This window comes from Streptomyces sp. NPDC028308, assembly GCF_055565855.1.
The window spans coordinates 293,567-311,896 of the sequence record NZ_JBVHTO010000011.1 but is presented as its reverse complement, the minus strand read 5'-3'; the positions used below and the strand labels follow the sequence as shown (position 1 = coordinate 311,896).

19 protein-coding genes, 1 tRNA gene and 3 pseudogenes are annotated in these 18,330 nt (G+C 71.2%); 13 read left to right on the top strand and 10 right to left on the bottom strand.

Going from position 1 to position 18,330, the window contains the following annotated elements; translation table 11 throughout:
• The first annotated feature begins 73 nt into the window (after positions 1–73).
• From ACZ4VA_RS26445 to ACZ4VA_RS26430, 4 genes are all read left to right on the top strand, one after another.
• Positions 74–499: an STAS domain-containing protein gene (locus ACZ4VA_RS26445; RefSeq protein WP_468082678.1), complete on the top strand. Its 426-nt coding sequence runs from the start codon at positions 74–76 to the stop codon at positions 497–499.
• Positions 499–1,161, top strand: a complete 663-nt coding sequence (locus ACZ4VA_RS26440) for a hypothetical protein (protein WP_355781523.1) — start codon at positions 499–501, stop codon at positions 1,159–1,161. Before ACZ4VA_RS26445 ends, ACZ4VA_RS26440 begins: the two co-directional genes overlap by 1 nt.
• Complete coding sequence (locus ACZ4VA_RS26435; protein WP_468082676.1) at positions 1,158–1,919, top strand: ANTAR domain-containing protein; 762 nt, start codon at positions 1,158–1,160, stop codon at positions 1,917–1,919. Before ACZ4VA_RS26440 ends, ACZ4VA_RS26435 begins: the two co-directional genes overlap by 4 nt.
• Positions 1,920–1,997: 78 nt before the next feature.
• Complete coding sequence (locus tag ACZ4VA_RS26430) at positions 1,998–2,714, top strand: GAF and ANTAR domain-containing protein (RefSeq protein ID WP_389390102.1); 717 nt, start codon at positions 1,998–2,000, stop codon at positions 2,712–2,714.
• A gap of 70 nt (positions 2,715–2,784) precedes the next feature.
• On the opposite strand, the gene ACZ4VA_RS26425 is transcribed toward ACZ4VA_RS26430, so the two are convergent.
• The 3 genes from ACZ4VA_RS26425 to ACZ4VA_RS26415 all read right to left on the bottom strand — a co-directional run bounded on the left by ACZ4VA_RS26425 (position 2,785) and on the right by ACZ4VA_RS26415 (position 4,317).
• A complete protein-coding gene (locus tag ACZ4VA_RS26425) occupies positions 2,785–3,504 on the bottom strand; it encodes a DUF1206 domain-containing protein (RefSeq protein WP_468082674.1) in 720 nt (239 codons plus the stop codon).
• A 332-nt stretch (positions 3,505–3,836) separates the two neighbouring features.
• Positions 3,837–3,986, bottom strand: coding sequence for a hydrophobic protein (locus tag ACZ4VA_RS26420; RefSeq protein ID WP_355786914.1), 150 nt, complete (start codon positions 3,984–3,986; stop codon positions 3,837–3,839).
• 118 nt (positions 3,987–4,104) lie between these two features.
• On the bottom strand, positions 4,105–4,317 hold the full coding sequence (locus ACZ4VA_RS26415; protein ID WP_355786912.1) for a hypothetical protein: 213 nt from the start codon (positions 4,315–4,317) through the stop codon (positions 4,105–4,107).
• Between the two features lie 381 nt (positions 4,318–4,698).
• Between ACZ4VA_RS26415 and ACZ4VA_RS26410 the strand changes: the two genes are divergently transcribed.
• The 3 genes from ACZ4VA_RS26410 (at position 4,699) to ACZ4VA_RS26400 (ending at position 5,812) form a co-directional block, all read left to right on the top strand.
• Positions 4,699–4,977: a hypothetical protein gene (locus tag ACZ4VA_RS26410; protein WP_355786909.1), complete on the top strand. Its 279-nt coding sequence runs from the start codon at positions 4,699–4,701 to the stop codon at positions 4,975–4,977.
• Between the two features lie 82 nt (positions 4,978–5,059).
• A complete protein-coding gene (locus ACZ4VA_RS26405) occupies positions 5,060–5,452 on the top strand; it encodes an ANTAR domain-containing protein (RefSeq protein ID WP_468082671.1) in 393 nt (130 codons plus the stop codon).
• A gap of 9 nt (positions 5,453–5,461) precedes the next feature.
• Entirely contained in the window at positions 5,462–5,812 is a 351-nt protein-coding gene (locus tag ACZ4VA_RS26400; protein WP_468082669.1) for a PRC-barrel domain-containing protein, read from the top strand.
• Positions 5,813–6,218: 406 nt separating this feature from the next.
• On the opposite strand, the pseudogene ACZ4VA_RS26395 reads toward ACZ4VA_RS26400, so the two are convergent.
• Positions 6,219–6,907 (bottom strand): annotated as a pseudogene (locus ACZ4VA_RS26395) (zinc finger domain-containing protein).
• A gap of 6 nt (positions 6,908–6,913) precedes the next feature.
• A pseudogene (locus ACZ4VA_RS26390) lies at positions 6,914–7,324 on the bottom strand (helix-turn-helix domain-containing protein); the annotation flags it as partial.
• On the opposite strand from ACZ4VA_RS26390, the pseudogene ACZ4VA_RS26385 reads away from it, so the two are divergent.
• The 3 genes and pseudogenes from ACZ4VA_RS26385 to ACZ4VA_RS26375 form a co-directional block, all read left to right on the top strand.
• Positions 7,255–7,761, top strand: a pseudogene (locus ACZ4VA_RS26385) (NADP-dependent oxidoreductase); the annotation flags it as partial. The pseudogenes ACZ4VA_RS26390 and ACZ4VA_RS26385 sit on opposite strands and share 70 nt — an antisense overlap.
• Positions 7,762–8,227: 466 nt before the next feature.
• Positions 8,228–9,223 carry an NADP-dependent oxidoreductase gene (locus tag ACZ4VA_RS26380; protein WP_389390098.1) on the top strand — a complete coding sequence of 332 codons (996 nt, stop codon included), beginning with the start codon at positions 8,228–8,230 and terminating at the stop codon, positions 9,221–9,223.
• A 48-nt stretch (positions 9,224–9,271) separates the two neighbouring features.
• The gene (locus ACZ4VA_RS26375; RefSeq protein ID WP_355786897.1) at positions 9,272–9,874 is read left to right on the top strand and encodes a TetR/AcrR family transcriptional regulator; all 603 of its coding nucleotides are present in this window, start codon (positions 9,272–9,274) and stop codon (positions 9,872–9,874) included.
• A gap of 491 nt (positions 9,875–10,365) precedes the next feature.
• On the opposite strand, the gene ACZ4VA_RS26370 is transcribed toward ACZ4VA_RS26375, so the two are convergent.
• Positions 10,366–10,439: transfer RNA gene (locus ACZ4VA_RS26370), tRNA-Gly, on the bottom strand.
• Positions 10,440–10,985: 546 nt separating this feature from the next.
• Between ACZ4VA_RS26370 and dcd the strand changes: the two genes are divergently transcribed.
• Both dcd and ACZ4VA_RS26360 read left to right on the top strand, forming a co-directional pair.
• Positions 10,986–11,561 (top strand): dCTP deaminase, encoded by a 576-nt coding sequence (gene dcd / locus ACZ4VA_RS26365; RefSeq protein WP_355790461.1) that lies wholly within the window; start codon positions 10,986–10,988, stop codon positions 11,559–11,561.
• 20 nt (positions 11,562–11,581) lie between these two features.
• Entirely contained in the window at positions 11,582–12,091 is a 510-nt protein-coding gene (locus ACZ4VA_RS26360) for a phosphoribosyltransferase (protein ID WP_356238042.1), read from the top strand.
• 52 nt (positions 12,092–12,143) lie between these two features.
• Here ACZ4VA_RS26360 and ACZ4VA_RS26355 read toward each other — a convergent pair whose 3' ends face one another.
• A complete protein-coding gene (locus tag ACZ4VA_RS26355; protein WP_355790463.1) occupies positions 12,144–12,635 on the bottom strand; it encodes a DUF3592 domain-containing protein in 492 nt (163 codons plus the stop codon).
• Between the two features lie 219 nt (positions 12,636–12,854).
• On the opposite strand from ACZ4VA_RS26355, the gene ACZ4VA_RS26350 reads away from it, so the two are divergent.
• Positions 12,855–14,240, top strand: coding sequence for an FAD-binding oxidoreductase (locus tag ACZ4VA_RS26350; protein ID WP_355790466.1), 1,386 nt, complete (start codon positions 12,855–12,857; stop codon positions 14,238–14,240).
• Between the two features lie 32 nt (positions 14,241–14,272).
• Here ACZ4VA_RS26350 and ACZ4VA_RS26345 read toward each other — a convergent pair whose 3' ends face one another.
• From ACZ4VA_RS26345 to ACZ4VA_RS26335, 3 genes are all read right to left on the bottom strand, one after another.
• Positions 14,273–15,268, bottom strand: a complete 996-nt coding sequence (locus tag ACZ4VA_RS26345) for a YIP1 family protein (RefSeq protein WP_355790469.1) — start codon at positions 15,266–15,268, stop codon at positions 14,273–14,275.
• 123 nt (positions 15,269–15,391) lie between these two features.
• Entirely contained in the window at positions 15,392–16,744 is a 1,353-nt protein-coding gene (locus tag ACZ4VA_RS26340) for an FG-GAP and VCBS repeat-containing protein (RefSeq protein WP_468082665.1), read from the bottom strand.
• A gap of 70 nt (positions 16,745–16,814) precedes the next feature.
• On the bottom strand, positions 16,815–18,290 hold the full coding sequence (locus ACZ4VA_RS26335) for an FG-GAP repeat protein (RefSeq protein ID WP_356163770.1): 1,476 nt from the start codon (positions 18,288–18,290) through the stop codon (positions 16,815–16,817).
• Positions 18,291–18,330 lie beyond the last annotated feature (40 nt).

The following is an 18,330-nucleotide window of genomic DNA, read 5'->3' as shown; positions in this document are numbered from 1 at the left end:
CGGCGCGCCAGGAGCTGCCGAGGCTCCCGGCGTCCCCATCTCGCTGCCTGATGGTCTTCTGAACCGAGGCGTCATGCCCCTCCCACAGCTCGCCAGCTATCGTCATGACCGACGGAATCGGGCACTGATCACCCTGGCTGGTGAGATCGACCTGGATACGGCACCGCTGGTGTGCGCGGCGCTGGCGCGATGCCTGAGCGACGGCATCCGCGTCCTCGATGTCGACCTCACCCCTGTGACCTTCTGCGACTGCAGCGGCCTCAACGCCTTCCTCTACGCCGCGCAGCGGACCAGGGAGGCCGGCGGGACCCTACGACTGCACAATCCGCCGCCGTCACTGGCGCACATCCTCGACCTCGCCGGTTGCGGGTTCCTGCTTCTCGGCCTTCCGCTCGGGCATCTTCCACCGTCTCTCGGGGACGTCCCCGACCCGGTCGCTCCGGCCCTGCCGGACCGGAGTGTTCCGCTGGTGACCGTCCTCACGGGCGATGTGCGGTGATGGCCCAGCCCGGACAGGGGCAGCCGCACGAGCGGCATGCGGGCGAGTCGTCCACCATGGACGCGGCGCGGTTGCGCCGCGTTAACCGCTGGCTGGCGCAGGACCTGGGCGAGGAGCTGGGGGATCTGTACGTCGACTCCCGAGAGACGTCCGCCGCTGAGGCGTACCGGAGCCGCAGCCGCCAAGACTTCCTGAACCGTCTCACCGGCGACATCCGGCGGTCGGGGTTCGCCATGGTGATCGCGGAGACGGACCACCTGGTGGGATGCGCCTTCGGGTTCCCGGTGGGCAGTGACGGCATCTGGTGGCTCGGGTTCGACGGAGCACTGCCGCAGAGCATCGAGCAGCTCACCGCGTCCGGCGGCGTCTTCGCGATCACCGGCATCCTGGTCCGGCCACACCCACAGGACCAGGACGTGGCCCGCCGTCTGCAGGAGCGGCTGCTGAGCGGCCACCAGGCATCCCTGGGCGCCACCTTGGTGGATCCGGGAGATCACCCGACCCTCGCGTCGCTCCGCTCCTGGGGATGGCTGGACCTGGGAGAGGTGCGGCGGCCGGCGGACCCGACCATGTTCCGTGCGCTGGTACTCCCCCTCGGGGAACGCACGACGGCGCGGCTGGAGGGCCTGGCCCACGATGCCTGGACGCGGTGGCCCGGATGAGGGCCGACAGCCGGTCGGCGCGCATCCAGGTGCTGGTCGCCGAGCAGGCCGCCCGCCGCGGCGCCCCGGTCGGTGTGGTGGACGTGTGCACCGCGGCCGTGGCCGCCTTGCCGGTCGGCGGAGCCGGGGTGTCGGCGATGTCCCGGACCGCAGCAAGCCATCCGCTGTGCAGCACCGACGACATCAGCGAGCAGTTGGAGGAGCTCCAGCTCACCCTGGGCGAGGGCCCCTGCGTGGACGCCTTCACCCACGGCGCGGCCGTCCTGTCCCCCGATCTGCTGACCGGCGGGCTGCAGGACCGCTGGCCCGTGTTCGCCGACGCGGCCCTGGAAGCCGGGGCACGCGCCGTCTTCGCACTCCCCCTGCAGATCGGGGCGATCACCCCGGGAGTCCTCGACCTGTACGCCGACGTGCCGACCGTGCTGGACGCGGAGCAGCTGGCCGACGCGCTGGCGTTCGCCGATCTCGCGACGCTGCTCCTGCTCGACGCGCGGATCGACGGGACGGGCGCGCAGGCCGGCGCACCGTCCCGGGACCACGGCTTGGAGGACCTGGGTGGATACCGGGCGGAGATCGACCAGGCCACCGGCATCCTCACCGTCCAGCTCGGCGTCGGCATCGACGAAGCCTTCGTCCGGCTCCGCGCGTACGCCTATACGCAAGGGCGCCGGCTCGCCGACGTGGCCGCCGACGTGGTGGCCCACCGACTCCGCTTCCTCCCGGACAGCGAACCGAAACGGACCGACAACGGCAACTGACCCATCGGCTCAGGCCGACGAACGTGCTGCGCTTCCCGCCCCCTCCCGGCGGGACTAGTCTCAATCGAGGGTGTCACGATGAATCAGCAGCTTTTGGCCAAGACTTTCGTCGAGCTGGCCGACAACCTGGTCGCGGACTTCGACCTGATCGATTTCCTGCGCCTGCTGACCGACCGCTGTGTGAGCATGCTCGACGCGAGTGCCGCCGGGCTGCTGCTCGCCGACCGGGACGGCAAACTGCGCGTGATGGCGGCCTCCGACGAAGAGGTGCGCCTGCTGGAGCTCTTCCAGCTGCAGAACGACCAGGGGCCGTGTCTTGAGTGCTTCAGTACCGGTGCGCAGGTGATCGTCCCCGACCTGACGCGGGAGGCCGACCGCTGGCCGCGCTTCGTCACGGCGGCCCACCGCAGCGGGTTCGGCGCGGTCCAGGCCCTGCCGATGCGCTTGCGTGACGAGACCGTGGGCGCCCTGAACCTCTTCCGCGCCGCGCCCGGCCCCTTCGACGCGCCCGACACACTCATCGCCCAAGCCTTGGCCGACGTAGCCACCATCAGCCTCCTGCAGCAACGGTCCGCCCACCGCAGCACCGCGCTCAACGAACAGCTGCAGACCGCGCTGAACAGCCGCGTACTGATCGAACAGGCCAAGGGCAAACTCGCCGAACGCCAGAGCATCGACATGGAACGGGCCTTCACCGCCCTGCGCGGGTACGCCCGCGCCCACAACCGGCGACTGTCCGATGTGGCCCGCGCCTTCATCGACGACTCCGAACCCCTCCCCGGGCTGGTGACCTGACCACCCTGGCGCGGGCTGTCGCCTCCGCGGACGCTGCCGAGGCGGCTCTGGCAGTGGCACGGGGCGGCGTTCACAGCCGGCGCCAGCGAGCCGAGGCGAAGGAGAAGGCACCGAAGAGGATCAGCCCGATCGCGACGGCGACCAGGAGCCACGGTCCTACCGATGTCTGTGCGAAGCTCCGGAGCGTCGCGTCCATGCCCTTGGCCTCGTCCGGATCGAAGCGGACGGCTGCCACCAGGACGAAGACCCCGGCCGCGGCGAACACCACGCCACGCGCCACGCCTCCCCCCACGCCCAGAGCGGTGACGACCTGCTTCGTACGCCGGCTCATGCCGCCGGTGTCCAACTGCTTCAGGAAGCTCCGCATGGCCGCCCGGACGGCGAGTACCGCGCCGATGCCGATCAGGAGGCAGCCTGCGGCCCCCACCAGCACCTGCCCGTACGACAGTTTGAGCGCCGATGCCGTCCAGTCCTGGGACTGCGCGTTGCCGCTGGAGCCCTGCCCGCCCCCGGCGGCGTACACCGCCGTGGTCCAGCAGACGAAGGCGTAGAAGACCGCCCGCCCGCCGTCCAGCGCGCGCGAACCCGCCTTCCGCCGGGGCCCCCTTGTGACCACGGCGCGGGCTCCCCGCCAGAGCGCCATGGCCGCGAAACCGACCACCAGCGCCCAGAGCATCCCTTTCCCGAAGGGCTGCGTCGCGATCTCGTGCAGCGCGCCCTGCCGGTCCGCCTGGCCGCCGCCGCTCCCGACGGCGATCCGGATGGACAGCAGCCCGATCAGTACGTACACGATGCCGCGCGCGACAAAGCCCGCCCGCCCTGCGGCGGTCAGCGTCTCGCGCTCCGTGAACGGGCCGCGGACTTCGCGCCCCGGCCACGCCCTTGTGCGGTGGACGACGTCACGGAGTCCTCCCCATGGTGTGGACGCGCGATACGCGCCGTAGCCGGTCGCGGTTGGCCCGGCCGACGCGTTCGGTGACCCGGCCCCGCAACACCTGTGCCTTGTGCCTGATGGTCCGTCCGACGCTCATGGCAGCCTCCTGCCGGTTTGGTGAGTGGGCGCCCGCGTGATCGCCGTACAGGCCGTTGATCCCGCGGGCAGGATCGAGCCTCCCGAACGGACTACTCGCGGCGGCTACGACCGCGCCCGCGCATCGCGAAACCGACGATCCAGAGGACCAGGAGGGCGGCGGCGACCCACCACAGGATCTGCAGGGTGAAGCCGAACCCGAAGACCACCAGGATCAGCAGAAAGAGAAGAATCCAGATCATTGCCGGGCCTCCAGATCGCGGGGACTTCCTGATGTCCGCGGGGTCCGGGCGAAGCGGGAAGGTGGAATGCCGCGCCCGAATGATCCGGAAGTGGCATGGCCCTACACCGTGCTGCCAGTCAACGCCCGGCATCCTCCCTTGTCAACGCGGTGTCGACACTGAGGAGTTGGGGGAGCTGAGCAGGGGCCGCCGGGGTGAACGGGGCCGCGGCGGGTGGTTCGGCCGGCTCGGTCGGCGACGTCGGCAGGATGTGGTCCTCCCACCAGGACAGGGCCATCACGACGGCGAGCAGGACAAAGGGAGTTGAAGCCGGAACGATCAGCGCGTACATGCGTGCCGCCTGGTTCGGGATGCGTGCGACGCGGCGGACAGCAGCTCGTTGCCCGCTTGAGGCACATCGGGCGCGCCGGGACCACGTGACTCCGAGCGTGTGCGGGAACGGCCTCGCTCGTGACGCGGCGGGTCCCGGCACCGATGTGCAGGGTGCGCCCCCGGAAGGAACGCGAGAGGTGATCGACGCTGCCGGGGGCAGGGGCGGCATGGAGCACGCTAGCCCTCGCGGCGGGTTTCCGACAGGTGTCAAGCAGCCATCCACGCCTGGCGGACGCGCTGACCTCGCACGGTATCCAGGACCGTTGGGCAGGACTACGCTCTGGTGTGAGGCCCCAGTCCCCGGTTTCGACGCAGTGTCCAACTCCCGGGGAGGCCCACCGTGTTCGTCCTGCTCCTCATCCTCATCGCCGCCCTGTTCGGCCTCGGCTTCCTTCACCCGATCTGGTGGGTGGCCGCAGCGGTGCTGGTCTACGGCGCGACCCGGCACGCCCGCGATCGTGGCGGAGGCCGGGGCCGCGGCGGCGGTTCCGATCTCGGGGACTACCGCGACTACGAGGAGCGCCGGGACCGTCAGGACCGCTGGGACCGCCGCTACAGCCGCCAGAACCGGGCGCGCTGGCAGCGCGAGGACCGTCGGGACCACGAACACCACAGGTGACTCGTGGAGGGACCTGGCAGTCATGTGTGCCGGACGGCTTCAGCCGGGCCGGGCACGTCGAACTCATTGAGAGGTGCATGTCATGCATCGCACGACCCTGTTACATGAGGACTACTGGAAGCTGCGGGCCGAGGCCACGTGGGGGAACGGAGCCGCTGGAGACGTTCTCGTCGCACTGCGCGACGAGAACGATCAGCTGCGGCGGGCGCTGGCCGGCCGCGCCGTCATCGACCAGGCCCGCGGCATGATGATGGTCCTGACCCCTTGCACCCGCGGGACGGCCAGGCACCTCCTGGTCGACATCTCGCGGCAGTGCCACACCAAACTTGCCGAGGTGGCCGCGGCCATGGTCGCCGCCTGGGAGGGCAAGCCGCTTCCGGAGCGGATGCAGCGGGCGCTGCGGCGTGCACTGCGGCGGCTTTACGCGGAAGCCGACGGTGCGACTCGCCCCCCGGCCGATGAGCGGTCCAGGTAGGGAGAGGCCATGATCCACGCAGCCGACGTCCGGGAATGGCGCAACCGCGACGTCGTCGACAACGAGTCGCACAAGATCGGTGTCCTGGAGGCGGTCTACGTGGACACCACCACCGACGAACCGGCCATGGCCACGGTACGGACCGGACTGCCCACCCGGCACCCGCTGGTTTTCGTCCCCCTTCAGGACGCGATCGCCGGGCCCGACTATCTCAAGGTCGGCTATGTCAGAACGTCGGTGAAGCAGGCCCCGTCGATCGGCACCGACGGCGTGCTTCCCGCCGAGCAGGAGGAAGCGATCTTCAAGCACTACGGACTGCCCTACCAGGCCGGTGCGGCCGGCGAACGGCGGCTGCGGTAGGAGCCGTCAGGGCAGGGCTGTGGTTGCGGAGGAGAGCACGGGGGACCGTGCCCCAATCCGCTGCGGTGCATGGTCCCCAGACGCTTGGGGACGGAGACGCGACGCTCATCCGGGACGGTCCCCCTGACACGTCGTCACGGGGACCGTCCCCGTTCCACTGCACGGTCCCGGTCTCCGAGGGGACCGAAGGGGCTGCTGCGGGGACGGTCCCCGTCGCTGGGGACGCTCTGGGGACCGGCAGGAAAGGCCCTCTGAGCTGCCGTTTCAGAGGGGACCGGTCCCCGGAAGCCGTCGGCACGGTCCCCGGGACGCGGTCCCCGAAGTGCTCATCGGGACCGTGTACGACAGGTTCGGGACCGACGGTCGTAGCCATGGCAGCTGCCATGAAGAGCGAATCAGGGCCGCGTCACGCAGCTCGGTGTCGGTCCCTCCGGGCAGCGGCGAGGTCGACGCGCGAGGGGTGGGGAATCGTTCGTACGGCATTGCCCCGGGCGGCTCCGTCTGGGGTCGCCCTGCGTTGGCGGCAGGGGGAGCCCACGGGTGCGTGGCACCAGTCGCACCGGACACTGAGCGCATCGGGGACGCCCTCGGCGAGGGCGGCCTCGCGCGCGGCGCGCGTCGGGCGGTAGCGGGCCAACTCGGCGCGGACGGCGGCGGGATGCACGACCCGATCTCGCTCAGCCGCTCCTCGACGTCGCGAGGCCGGCCACCGGTGGTGATCTGGTGGTGTGTCGAAGGGGCGGCAATGCCGGCGGCGACCGCGTTCCGGGACCGGAGCAGCTCGGCACGCCAGGCGGCCGGATCGTCGGGGTCGGCGGCCGGGGTGGGGTCGGTGTGCCGGTCGAGGCGGTCGCGTCGGTGGGCACGCCATCTGCGGGCGATATCCACGGGCAGGATCGGGTACGGCGAGTCGAGGACGTGGGACCGTATCGCCTTGCGGACGTCCCAGCCGTGGTCGGTGGCGAAGGGGACGTCGTCGAGCAGCTCCTGCCACTGGGCGATCTGGTCACGGGCTTCGCCCGTGCCGGTGCGGACGGTGCGGGGGTCGAGGCGGCCGATGTATGCGAGGACAGCTGCGACTTCGCGTCGGTCCAAAGGCGGTTACTCCGTTCCGGTCGGTTCGTCGAGTGCGGCGAGCAGGGCGGCCATGTGTGCTTCGGAGCGCGTCATGCCGGTGGGCGGGGTGGTGGTGCCACCGGGCGGGGCGTAGAGGTTGGGGCGGCCAGGGGCGGGGGTGTGTTCCCGGGCGATCCACGCGCGCCAGTCGATGGCCCATGCGGCGGCGGTGCGGGGCGCCCATGGAGTCCGGTAGGCGCGCCACTTCTCGTCCGCTGCGTGCAGGGCGTGCTCGCCGAGTCGGTCGAGGTGGCCGTGGTGCTGGAGCCAGGCACGGGCGTCGGCGTCGATGTGCCACTCGGTGGCGGAGATGAGTGGGGCAGGGGGTGCGCGCCGGTGAGCGGGTGCTGGTGCACGCGGCGGCCGGCGGGGTCGGCCACCTGGCCGTGCAGATCGCCAAGGCCCGCGGCGCGTACGTCATCGGCACGGCCAGCGCCGGCAAGCACGACCTGCTGCGGCAGCTGGGCGCGGACGAGGTGATCGACTACCGCACGGTCCGCTTCGAGGACGCCGTCGGGGACGTGGACGTGGTGCTGGACGGGCTCGGCGGCCAGAACGCCGAGCGGTCCCTGACGGTGCTGCGCCCGGGCGGCCGGCTGATCACCCTGCCCGGCCCCGACGACGTCCCCGACGACGTCCCCAGCCACGTGCGGGCGGTGTGGATGCTGGTCGAGCCCGACCACCTGGGTCTGCGCGAGATCGCCGCCCTGGCCGAGCGGGGCGCGCTCACGCCCGTGGTCGAGACCGTCGTCCCGCTGGCCGAGGCCGCGAAGGCGCACGAGGTCGGCGAGCAGGGCCGCACCACCGGGAAGATCGTCCTGAGCGTCGCCTGACGCCGGCCGCCCCGGCCGGGTCGGCTGCGCCCGGAGTCCCGGGACCGACCGGTCCCGGGACTCCGGGCGCGGCCGAACGGGACGGGGCGGACCTGCGGGCACGGCCGGACAGGACGGAACTGCGGCTCGGGGCTTCGGAGGGGGCGGGGCTGCGGCTCGCGGGGGTGCTTCGGTGACGGCCGGGGCGGCTCGCACGGGGCGGAGACAGGGCTGCGGCTCGGGCCGGAGGGGTGTCTTCGGTGGTGGCCGGGGCCCGCTGCTGCCGACGGGTGCACGCGGCCGGTATGTGGCACCGGGGAGGGCGCGTTGCGGGCCCAGGACGCCCTCGGTTGAAAATAATCCTGAGCAGACTCATAATTGAGTGCACTCGGGTTGAGTGAGTGAGGCGAGGTCCCATGGCCACGCCGAATTGGCTGATCCGGCCTCACGCCTGGATAAATAGGATGAAGACAAGGAGTAGTGCCCCATGCGAGCGTTCGTCGTCACCAAGTACAAGGAGCCGCTGCAGGAGGCGGACGTCCCCGAACCCACCGTGGGGGAGCACGACGTGCTCGTCCGGGTGGAGGCCGCCGGACTGAATCAGCTGGATGAGAAGATCCGCGCCGGTGAGTTGAAGCAGATCCTGCCCTACAAGCTGCCGCTGATCCTGGGCAACGATGTCGCGGGCACTGTCATCAGCGTCGGGACGGCGGTTCGCGGCTTCAAGCCCGGAGACGAGGTCTACGGTCGGCCCGACCAGGACCGCATCGGCACGTTCGCCGAGCGCATCGCCGTGGCGGAGGGCGACCTGGCGCTCAAGCCCGCTTCGATCAGCATGAATGAGGCCGGCTCGCTGCCGCTGGTGGCGCTCACGGCGTGGCAGGCGCTGGTGGAGCGCGGGAAGGTGCGGCCCGGGCAGAAGGTTCTCATCCACGCCGGGGCCGGCGGGGTCGGTTCGATCGCGATCCAGCTCGCCGCGCACCTCGGTGCGAGCGTCGCCACGACCGCCAGCGGGTCCAACGCGGACTTCGTGCGCGCGCTCGGCGCGGACACGGTGATCGATTACCGCAGCCAGGACTTCGAGCAGCTCCTGACCGGCTACGACCTGGTGCTGGACAGCCTCGGTGGGGAGACTCTCGAGAAGTCCCTGCGGGTGCTCAAGCCCGGCGGCAAAGCCATCGAGATCGCTGGTCCCCCAGAGCCCACTTTCGCGCGCGAGGCCGGCCTCAACCCGCTGCTGCGCCTGGGGGTCGCCGCCTTGAGCCGCAAGATCCGCAAGCAGGCGAAGAAGCTCGGCGTGACGTATGAGTTCATGCTCATGCGCGCCAGCGGCGACCAGCTCCGCCAGATCACCACCCTCATCGACCAGGGCGTGGTGCGTCCGGTCGTGGGAAAGGTGGTCGGCTTCGACCAGACCCCGCAGGCGCTGCAGTCCCTGTCCCAGGGCGGCATCCGCGGCAAGGCCGTCATCGACAACAGCTGACCCGCCGCAACCGCGACGGGCGACACAGAACGCACGAGGACACCACCCATGTCTGTCGCCTCCCAGTCGGTCGGACGGCGCGAGCGGAACAAGCAGGAGAAACTTGACCGCATCGTCGCTGCCGCCAGTGAACTGTTCGCCGAACACGGCGTCGATGAGGTCACGACCCAGCAGATCGCCGACCAGGCCGACATCGGCACCGGGACCCTGTTCCTTTATGCCAAGACCAAGGGCGAACTCCTCCTCCTTGTCCAGAACGCCAAGTACGTCGAAGCACTTGAGCAGGGCCGGGCGGACGCCGAGACCGTCCCGGGCGTGCTGGACGCGGTGCTGACGATCGTCCGGCCGATCGTCGAGTGCAACCGCATCCAGATCGACAACGGACGCACCTACCTGAGAGAGATGGTCTTCGGCGACCCCGAGGAGCCCCGGCACGGCGCGGCGCTGGCCATCGTCGCGCAGACCGAGGAGGCCGTCGCCGCCGTGCTGCGCCGAGACGATCGGGTCGCAGAGAGCGACGCCGCGACGCTGGCACACATCGTGTCCGCCGTGATGTTCCTCAGCATGGCGGCAGGCGTGAACATCGCCTTGAGCGTCGAGGAGATCGTGCAGGACATCCGCAGGCAGGTCGACGTCCTGCTGCCTCGCTGAAGCGCGGCCAGCCGGAGCCGCAACGGCAGCGATCTAATGCTGTGACCGCGTAGGTTCGCCGGGTTGGATCAGGCTGCGGTTGTGAGGGGGCGTCCGCCCCATCGGGTGCCTTTCTCGCTGCGGATGCGGGTGCCCCCTGCCCCGGTAGCGCGGTCTTGGGGCACAGCGAGGCGCTTCGCGCGAGGCCACGACCGAGTCCTCCATGGCCTCGCCGACTGCGACCCGCCCGCTCCACCTCTCTCGCGGCAGCATCACGGCCCTGGCCCCGCCGCTTTGCGTCCGCGACTTCCCTACCCTGCCGCCCATTAGTGGCGCAGGTCACTAATGCGTCTCGCCATTCGCGAAAATCAGCTGATATGTCATCAGAGACGGCCCTTCGATGTCCCTTTCGATGGCACCTCGGCGCGGCTTAGGGCACGCGGAGGGCACGCAACCCCCAAATTGGACTGGACAACAAACAAACCCCAGGCCACTGACCTGGGGTTTCATCATGGAGCGGGTGACGAGAATCGAACTCGCGCTCTCAGCTTGGGAAGCTGATGTTCTACCATTAAACTACACCCGCGTAAGACGCCGGTTGAGCCGGTGTCGAATGCCCGCTCACTCTACCTCATGCCAGGCCCCCGGCGCCGAAGCCGCGGGGCCTCGCGGCGTTTCAGGGGGTGGATGCCGCTGCGGGCGGGCCGAGTTGGGGCGTACGGTGCAGGCGAGGAAGAGGGCCCGGGCGGGACCGGAGTGCCGCCTGTCGGCCCGTCTCTTTCATCCCGTAATGTGGCTTTCGTCGTCAGCCAGACGCGGCTCTTGGGGAAGGGACTCTGAGGACTTGATGGAGCGCACCGTCGTCCGTTGTGCCGAGGGGCACGTGTTCAGCACCGCTTCGCTGCCGATGCAGCAGGCCGAGCGGCTCGGCCCCGGCCGGTTGATCCGGTGTCCGCGATGTGCGCGGCTCCGGAACGTCGTACCGGTGTCACTGCAGAAGCAGTAACCCGCGTATCCCGTCAGCGCGGAAATACACACGCAGCGCCGTCCGCGCCGCGGAGAGCGGAACAGACAGGCGCGCAGGACCGGCCACGATTGTGGCCGGTCCGCGCGCCTTGCGTATCCTCGGGGCGTGCTTCTCTCAGACAAGGACATCCGGGCCGAGATCGACGCCGGACGGGTCCGCATCGATCCGTACGACGAAACCATGGTGCAGCCGTCGAGCGTCGACGTGCGACTCGACCGGTTCTTCCGGGTGTTCGAGAACCACCGCTACCCCCACATCGACCCCGCCGTCGAGCAGGCCGACCTCACGCGGCTCGTCGAGCCCGAGGGCGACGAGCCGTTCATCCTGCACCCCGGCGAGTTCGTGCTGGCCAGTACCTACGAGGTCGTCTCCCTCCCCGACGACCTGGCGTCCCGGCTGGAGGGCAAGAGCTCGCTCGGACGGCTCGGGCTGGTCACCCACTCCACCGCCGGCTTCATCGACCCCGGCTTCTCCGGGCACGTGACGCTGGAGCTCTCCAACCTCGCGACGCTGCCCATCAAGCTGTGGCCGGGGATGAAGATCGGGCAGCTGTGCATGTTCCGGCTCAGCTCGCCGGCGGAGTTCCCGTACGGCAGCGAGCGGTACGGGTCCCGTTACCAGGGCCAGCGCGGGCCGACCGCCTCGCGGTCCTTCCTCAACTTCCATCGGACCCAGGTGTGAGCGGGAGCGGCGAGCAGCGGATGAGCGACGTGCGGGAGAACCTGACCTACGAGCGGTTCGGCGTCGCCGTGCGCGAACTCGCCCAGACCATCGTCGACGACGGCTACGAGCCCGACATCGTGCTGAGCATCGCGCGGGGCGGGGTGTTCGTGGCCGGCGGCCTCGCGTACGCCCTCGACTGCAAGAACATCCACCTGGTCAACGTCGAGTTCTACACCGGCGTCGGGACCACCCTGGAGATGCCGGTCATGCTGGCGCCCGTCCCGAACGCGATCGACTTCTCCGACAAGAAGGTCCTGATCACGGACGACGTGGCCGACACCGGCAAGACGCTGAAGCTCGTGCACGACTTCTGCGTGGACGCCGTCGCCGAGGTCCGCAGCGCCGTCATCTACGAGAAGTCCCAGTCGCTCGTGAAGTGCGAGTACGTGTGGAAGCGCACCGACGAGTGGATCAACTTCCCGTGGAGCGTCCTCCCGCCCGTCAGCAGGTCCGGGGAAGCGGCCCGGCCGAACACCGAGGCGCTCTGAACCAGGGGGACGCCGGGCGCCCGGGTCAGGCCGTGGGCCGGGAGCGTCCGGGTCAGGCCGTGGGCCGGGGGCGTTCGCGGGTCACCAGGGCCACCGTCGTGCCTACGCCCGCGAACAGCAGCCCGATCCCGCCGAAGACCAGCGGCAGCAGCCACAGGGAGGCGAAGCCGTCGATCCGCGCGTCCTCGGGGGAGTCCGCGCGGTAGAGCACCCCGACCCGCTCACCCTCCTCGTACGAGGGCGGGTTGGAGCCCGTGTGGTCGCGGAACCGGTGCGTCGTGCCGTCCGCCGAGACGAACTCCACCACCGGGTACGCCACGCGCCGGTCGCTCATCCGCTTCGTGCGGGTCCCGCTGTCGTGGTCGCGCCGCCACTCCAGGGCCGTCACCGTGCCGGAGGTGCGCTCCGCGTCCGCCAGGAACGAGACGGACACGCCCGTCAGGATCAGTCCGACGACCAGGAACAGCGACCCGAACGCGATCGCCCCGAACACGATCCATCGCCGGGCCCGCCGGCCGCGTATCTCCCGAACCCGTATCCGCACGACATCCTCCCCCTGGCCCGGTCCCCCCGGAGCCGCACAGACGCTACCGCAGGGCCGGCGCGCGCCCGGATACCGGTCCGGCGTGCTGAGATGCGGGCGCCGCGCCACGGCGTGACGCTGGAATGGTCAGCCCCGTCGGTGTCCGTGTGGGACCCGTGAGGTGCGATCGCGCCAGCGGCTCATGACGGCGCCGGGGCCCCGCGAGGAAGAGCGATCGCCATGGACGCCAGCACGTGGGAGGCGATGCGGACCGCGCTGCGCGGTCCGGTCATCACTCCGCAGGATTCCGAGTACGACAGGGCCCGCACGGTCTACAACGCGATGATCGACCGCCGGCCGGCCGCCGTGGTGCGGTGCCGGGACGCCGGGGACGTGATGGCGGCGGTCGACTTCGTCCGCGACCGCGGCCTCGAGACGGCCGTACGCGGCGGCGGGCACAGCGGTGCCGGGCTGAGCATGGTCGACGACGGCGTCACCATCGACCTGTCGCCGATGAGCGGGGTCCGCGTCGACCCGGTGACGCAGACCGCCCAGGCCGGCGGCGGCGCCACCCTGGGCGACCTCGACCACGCCACCCACGCCTTCGGCCTGGCCACGCCCACCGGCATCATGTCCACGACCGGCCTCGGGGGCCTCACCCTCGGCGGCGGGCACGGGCACCTCACCCGCAAGTACGGGCTGACCGCGGACAACCTGCTCTCCGCCGACGTGGTGCTCGCCGACGGCGGCTTCGTCACCGCGAGCGAACGGGAGCACGCGGACCTGTTCTGGGCGCTGCGCGGCGGCGGCGGGAACTTCGGCATCGCGACGTCCTTCACCTACCGCCTGCACCCGGTGCACACCGTCTCGCTCGGGATCACCCTGTGGTCGCTCGACAGCATCGGGGACGTACTGCGCTGGTACCGCTCGTTCCTGCCGCAGGCGCCCGACGACCTGAACGGGTTCTTCGCGGTGCTCGTCGTGCCGCCGGGGCCGCCGTTCACCGAGGAGATCCACGGGCAGAAGATGTGCGGCGTGGTGTGGTGCTGGAGCGGGGACCCGGACCGCGTGGAGGAGATGCTGGCGCCGGTGAACGAGGCGGGGCCGCCCACCTTCCACTTCACGGCGCCGATGCCGTACCCGGCGGTCCAGAGCATGTTCGACCAGCTGATCCCGGCCGGGCTCCAGTGGTACTGGCGCGGTGACCTCTTCGACCGGATCACCGACGACGCCGTCGAGGTCCACGCCAAGTACGCGGAGGGCATCCCGACCGCCCTGTCGACCATGCACATGTACCCGGTCGACGGGGCCGCCGGGCGGGTCGGCGAGGACGACACCGCGTGGGCCCGCCGGGACGCCGTGTGGTCCGGCATCGTCGGCGGCGTCGACCCCGACCCGGCCAACGCCGAGACGATCAGGCAGTGGTGCGTCGACTACTGGGAGGAGCTGCATCCGCACTCCATGGGCGGCGCGTACGTCAACTTCCTGGGCGCCGACGAGGGCGGGGACCGGGTCCGGGCCACCTACGGCGACCACTACGACCGGCTGGCGGCGGTCAAGCGCGCCTACGACCCGCACAACCTCTTCCACGTCAACCAGAACATCGAGCCCGCCCCGGCGGTCTGAACCGCCGCGGACGGGCCCGGGTGCCGGTGCGCTCAGAACGTGCCGAGCTTGACGATCGACAGGATGGCGATCAGCTGGATCGCCGACGCGCCCAGGGCCTTGGGCCAGGGCAGGTCGTGACTGCGGGACACCATCAGCGTGAGCAGGGCGCCGGCCGCCAGCCAGGTCACCCAGCCGAGGAGCTGCACGAAGGAGGCGTCGCCGCCGAAGAACATGGCGACCAGCAGACGCGGGGTGTCCGTGATCGACATGATCAGCATGGAGAGGCCGACCGTCGGCTGCCAGGCGCCGTCGCCGCCGAGCTGGCGGGCCAGGGTGTGGGTGACCACGCCGAGGATGAAGGTGCTGAGGACGATCGCGACACCGGTGATGAGGACGATCGGCACCGCGTTGGACAGCGTGGCGTTGATGGCGTCCTCGCGGGCGCCGTCGAAGCCGAAGACGGCGAGCAGGCCGTAGAGGAACGTGACGCCGAGCGCGGGGCCCCACATCGCGTAGTCGCGCATCTGCAGGAAGGTCTGGTTCGGGCGGAGGACGATGCCCTTGAGCAGGTCCTTCCAGTGCAGACGGGGGCCGACCGGCGGGGCCGGGGCCTGTCCCGCGCGGTAGGTCTCGCCCTGGTTGTACGGGTCCTCGCCGATCGCGAAGGCCTGGGTGTGCCCCGGCTGGTTGGCCGCGTACGGGTCGGGCCCCTGCTGGTAGCCCTGGCGGCCGTCGTCGCCGAAGTACTCCGGCTCGCCCTGGCCGCCCTGCGGCCACCCGCCGCCGTTCGGCTGACCGCCGTAGGGCTGTCCGCCGTACTGCTGCTGCGGCGCGGGTGGGTAGCCGTACGTCGAGCCCTGGCCCTGGGGGGCCTGCTGTCCGTACGGCTGCTGCCGCGGGTGTTGTTGCGGTCGCCCTTGCGGGGTGCGGTTGTCCCGGCCGCGTCCGATCCTGAATCCAGCCACGTAATCGAACGTACCTGGTCCCGGAGAGTGACGTGCCGGGGCCGGGGCAATGGACCCGGCTTTGCGGCCGAGCTGTGACATCCCCTAAGGGGGCAACGGGCCTGGTCTCAGTGGCTGCTCAGGGTCTTCCCGTACGCGAGCGCGCTTGACGCTCCGGGTAGGCCCAACGTGGTGGTGCGGGGCCCCGCACCCGGGGCGTTCGGGTCAGGCGGTGAAGGTGCCGCCGAACTCGGGCAGGACCGTCGGGCCGGACACGGACGGGACCGTGGCGGTGCCGCGCAGGACGAGACCGCCGGTGGCCGCGCCGACGGCGAGGTCCGCCCTGCCGTCCGCGTCCAGGTCGCGCAGGCGCACGGTGTAGCCGAAGGACGTGTGGGAGTCGGGGGCGCCCATGACGGACTGCGCGATCCAGGAGGAGCGGGTGCCGCCGAGGCCGCCCGGGCCGCCCCGGAAGAGGTGCACGCCGCCCTGGTACTCCCGTCCGTCCACGGCCTCGTGGGGTACGCCGACCGCGAGGTCCGCGTACCCGTCGCCGTTCGTGTCGCCCGCCGTGACGTCGTAGCCGAAGTCGTCACCCGCCTCGGGGCTGCCCGCGACGCCGGAGGTGGCCTGGGTGTACGTGGCCGAGCCGCCCGGTCCGGCGGACGTGCCCTTCCAGACGGTCACCGCGCCCTTCCCGCCGCTCGCGTCGGGCAGGGCCAGCGCGACGTCGCCGTAGCCGTCCTTGTCGAAGTCGCCGACGGCGGCCTCGTAGGGCGCGCTGCCGAGCGTCTTGGACGGGCCCGAGGACAGGCCGCTCGCCGTGCCCCTGAGGAACCAGGCCCGGTGGTGGTCCGCGCCGTCGTAGAACTGGTCGCCGAGGACGATCAGGTCGGCCTTGCCGTCGCCGTCGACCTTGCCGGCGGCCAGACCGCCGGAGTACCAGCCGCCGTCCACCTTGTCGATCTTGCTGACGCTGCCGGTGCCGCCCGCCCGGGTGAAGGCGCCCCGGTACAGCCACGCCTCCTCGCCGCCCACGACCGCGAGGTCCGGCGAACCGTCGCCCGTGAAGTCGCCGGTGGCCACGTCGCGGCCGAAGTGGCCGTACGCCCCGGACCGGGGAGTGACGTTGGTGCCGCCGCTCAGCCCCGAGCGGGAGCCCCACAGGATCGTGACCGAGCCGCGGTACTCGTAACTGCCCACGTGTTCCATGGGGTTGCCGACGACGAGGTCCGCGTAACCGTCCTTGTCGAGGTCCGCGCTCGCGAGGCTCTCGCCGAAGGTGTCGTCCTCCTCGCCCGTCCCGGGCACGCCCGGGCTGTCCTGGTGGACGACCTGGGGGTGCGCGGTGTCGAGCCCGGAGGCGCTGCCGTACACGACGGTGACGGCGCCGCCCTCCCAGCCGCCGTCGCCGGAGACACCGGCGTAGGCGCTGCCGTACACGAGGTCGCGGTAGCCGTCGCCGTTGAAGTCGTCGTAGTGCTTGGCGACGGCGGCGGAGGCGGGGGCGGCGAGGGTCACGGGGGCGGTTCCCGCGGCCAGGAGGGCGGCGAGGGCCGTGGTGGTGCGCAGGCGCATGCGAGGGCTCCGGAAGTGGGAGGGGGCCCGCGCCGGGAGCGGCGCGGGCCCGACAGGCGGAAGGCGTGGGTCAGTTGGCCGCGTTGGCGCCGAACACCGGGTAGCCGTCGGTCGAGACGCCGACCGCGGACGGCGCCAGGGCGCGCGCGCCGGTGGTGGTGATCTTCGTGCCGCCGGAGGGCAGGTAGGTGACCGAGCCGTTGAAGTCGTTCTCGCCGCTCGCGGCGACCAGCAGGTCCGCGCGGCCGTCGTGGGTGACGTCGGTGAGCTTGACCTCGGCGCCGAAGTAGTCGTTCCTCTCGTCCGAGCCGGGGACGCCGGCCGTGGACTGGGCGAAGTACTGCGCGCCGGAACCGGTGTCGAGGCCGGACGCGGAGCCGTACAGGACGGTCACGGCGCCGGTGTTGACGACGCTGTTCAGGTTCTCGCCCGCGGCGGCGACGGCCAGGTCCTGGAACCCGTCGCCGTTGATGTCGCCGAGCGAGAGCTCGCCGCCGAACCAGTCGCCGCGCTCGGAATCGCCGGGGACCGAGCCGGAGTTCTGGCTCACGGCCACGGTGTAGTCGGGGCCGGCGGAGGAGCCGTAGATGACGTGGACCTTGCCGCCGGTCACCGACTCGGGCACGGAGGGGGTGTCGTCGTCCGTGGAGGGGTCCCAGTCCTGGCCGGTCACGATGTCGCCGTAGCCGTCGCCGTTCACGTCGCCGATGCCCGTGATCACACCGCGCTTGAGCTCCACGGCGCCGGAGGACACCAGGCCGGAGGCCGAGCCGGGGATGTAGTAGTTGGTGTTCCAGCCGGCGGTGCTGTCGGTCTCGTAGCCGTCGACGACCAGGTCGGTCCTGCCGTCGCCGTTCACGTCGCCCGCGGTCAGGTTGATCGGACCGGTGGGGCCGCCCGACTGGATCGGGGGCTTGACGGTGGCGCGGGCGCCGTAGCCGCCGGCGGGCGTGAGGCCGCCCTTGTAGACGTAGATGGTGCTCTCGCTCGAACCGATCGCGAGGTCGTCCTTGCCGTCGCCGTCGTAGTCGCCCGCGGCGAGCGTCTTGCCCCAGCGGTCGTGCGAGGAGACCGCGGGGTCCTTGATCGTCGTACCGCCGGTGAGGCCCTGCGAGGAGCCCCACAGGACGAGGACGGTGCCGCCGTCGGTGTCGCCGTCGACGTCCTCGTACGAGGCCGACACGGCGAGGTCGTCGTAGCCGTCGGAGTTGTAGTCGCCGTAGGCGCTGACCCAGCCGAAGTGGTCGCCGGTCTCGGCGGAGCCCGGGACGCCCGTGGTGTTCTGGCTGACGGTCGTGCGGTTCGTCGAGGTCACGCCGGTCGCCGAGCCGTACAGGGCGACGATCTGGCCGGCCTCCTTCTTGCCGCCGACGGTGGCGTCGCCCGCGGAGAACGCGGTGTCGCCGTAGCCGTCGCCGTTGAAGTCGGCCTCGTGGTGGTGGACCGAGTCCGCGGCCAGGGCCGTGGTGGTCGTGAAGGTGAGCAGGCCGCCCGTCAGCGTGGCCGCTGCGGCCGTCGCGAGGGCGATGCGGAAGTGCTTGTGCATGCGGGATTCTCCTGCGGCATGCGGGGAACGCCTGGCGGGC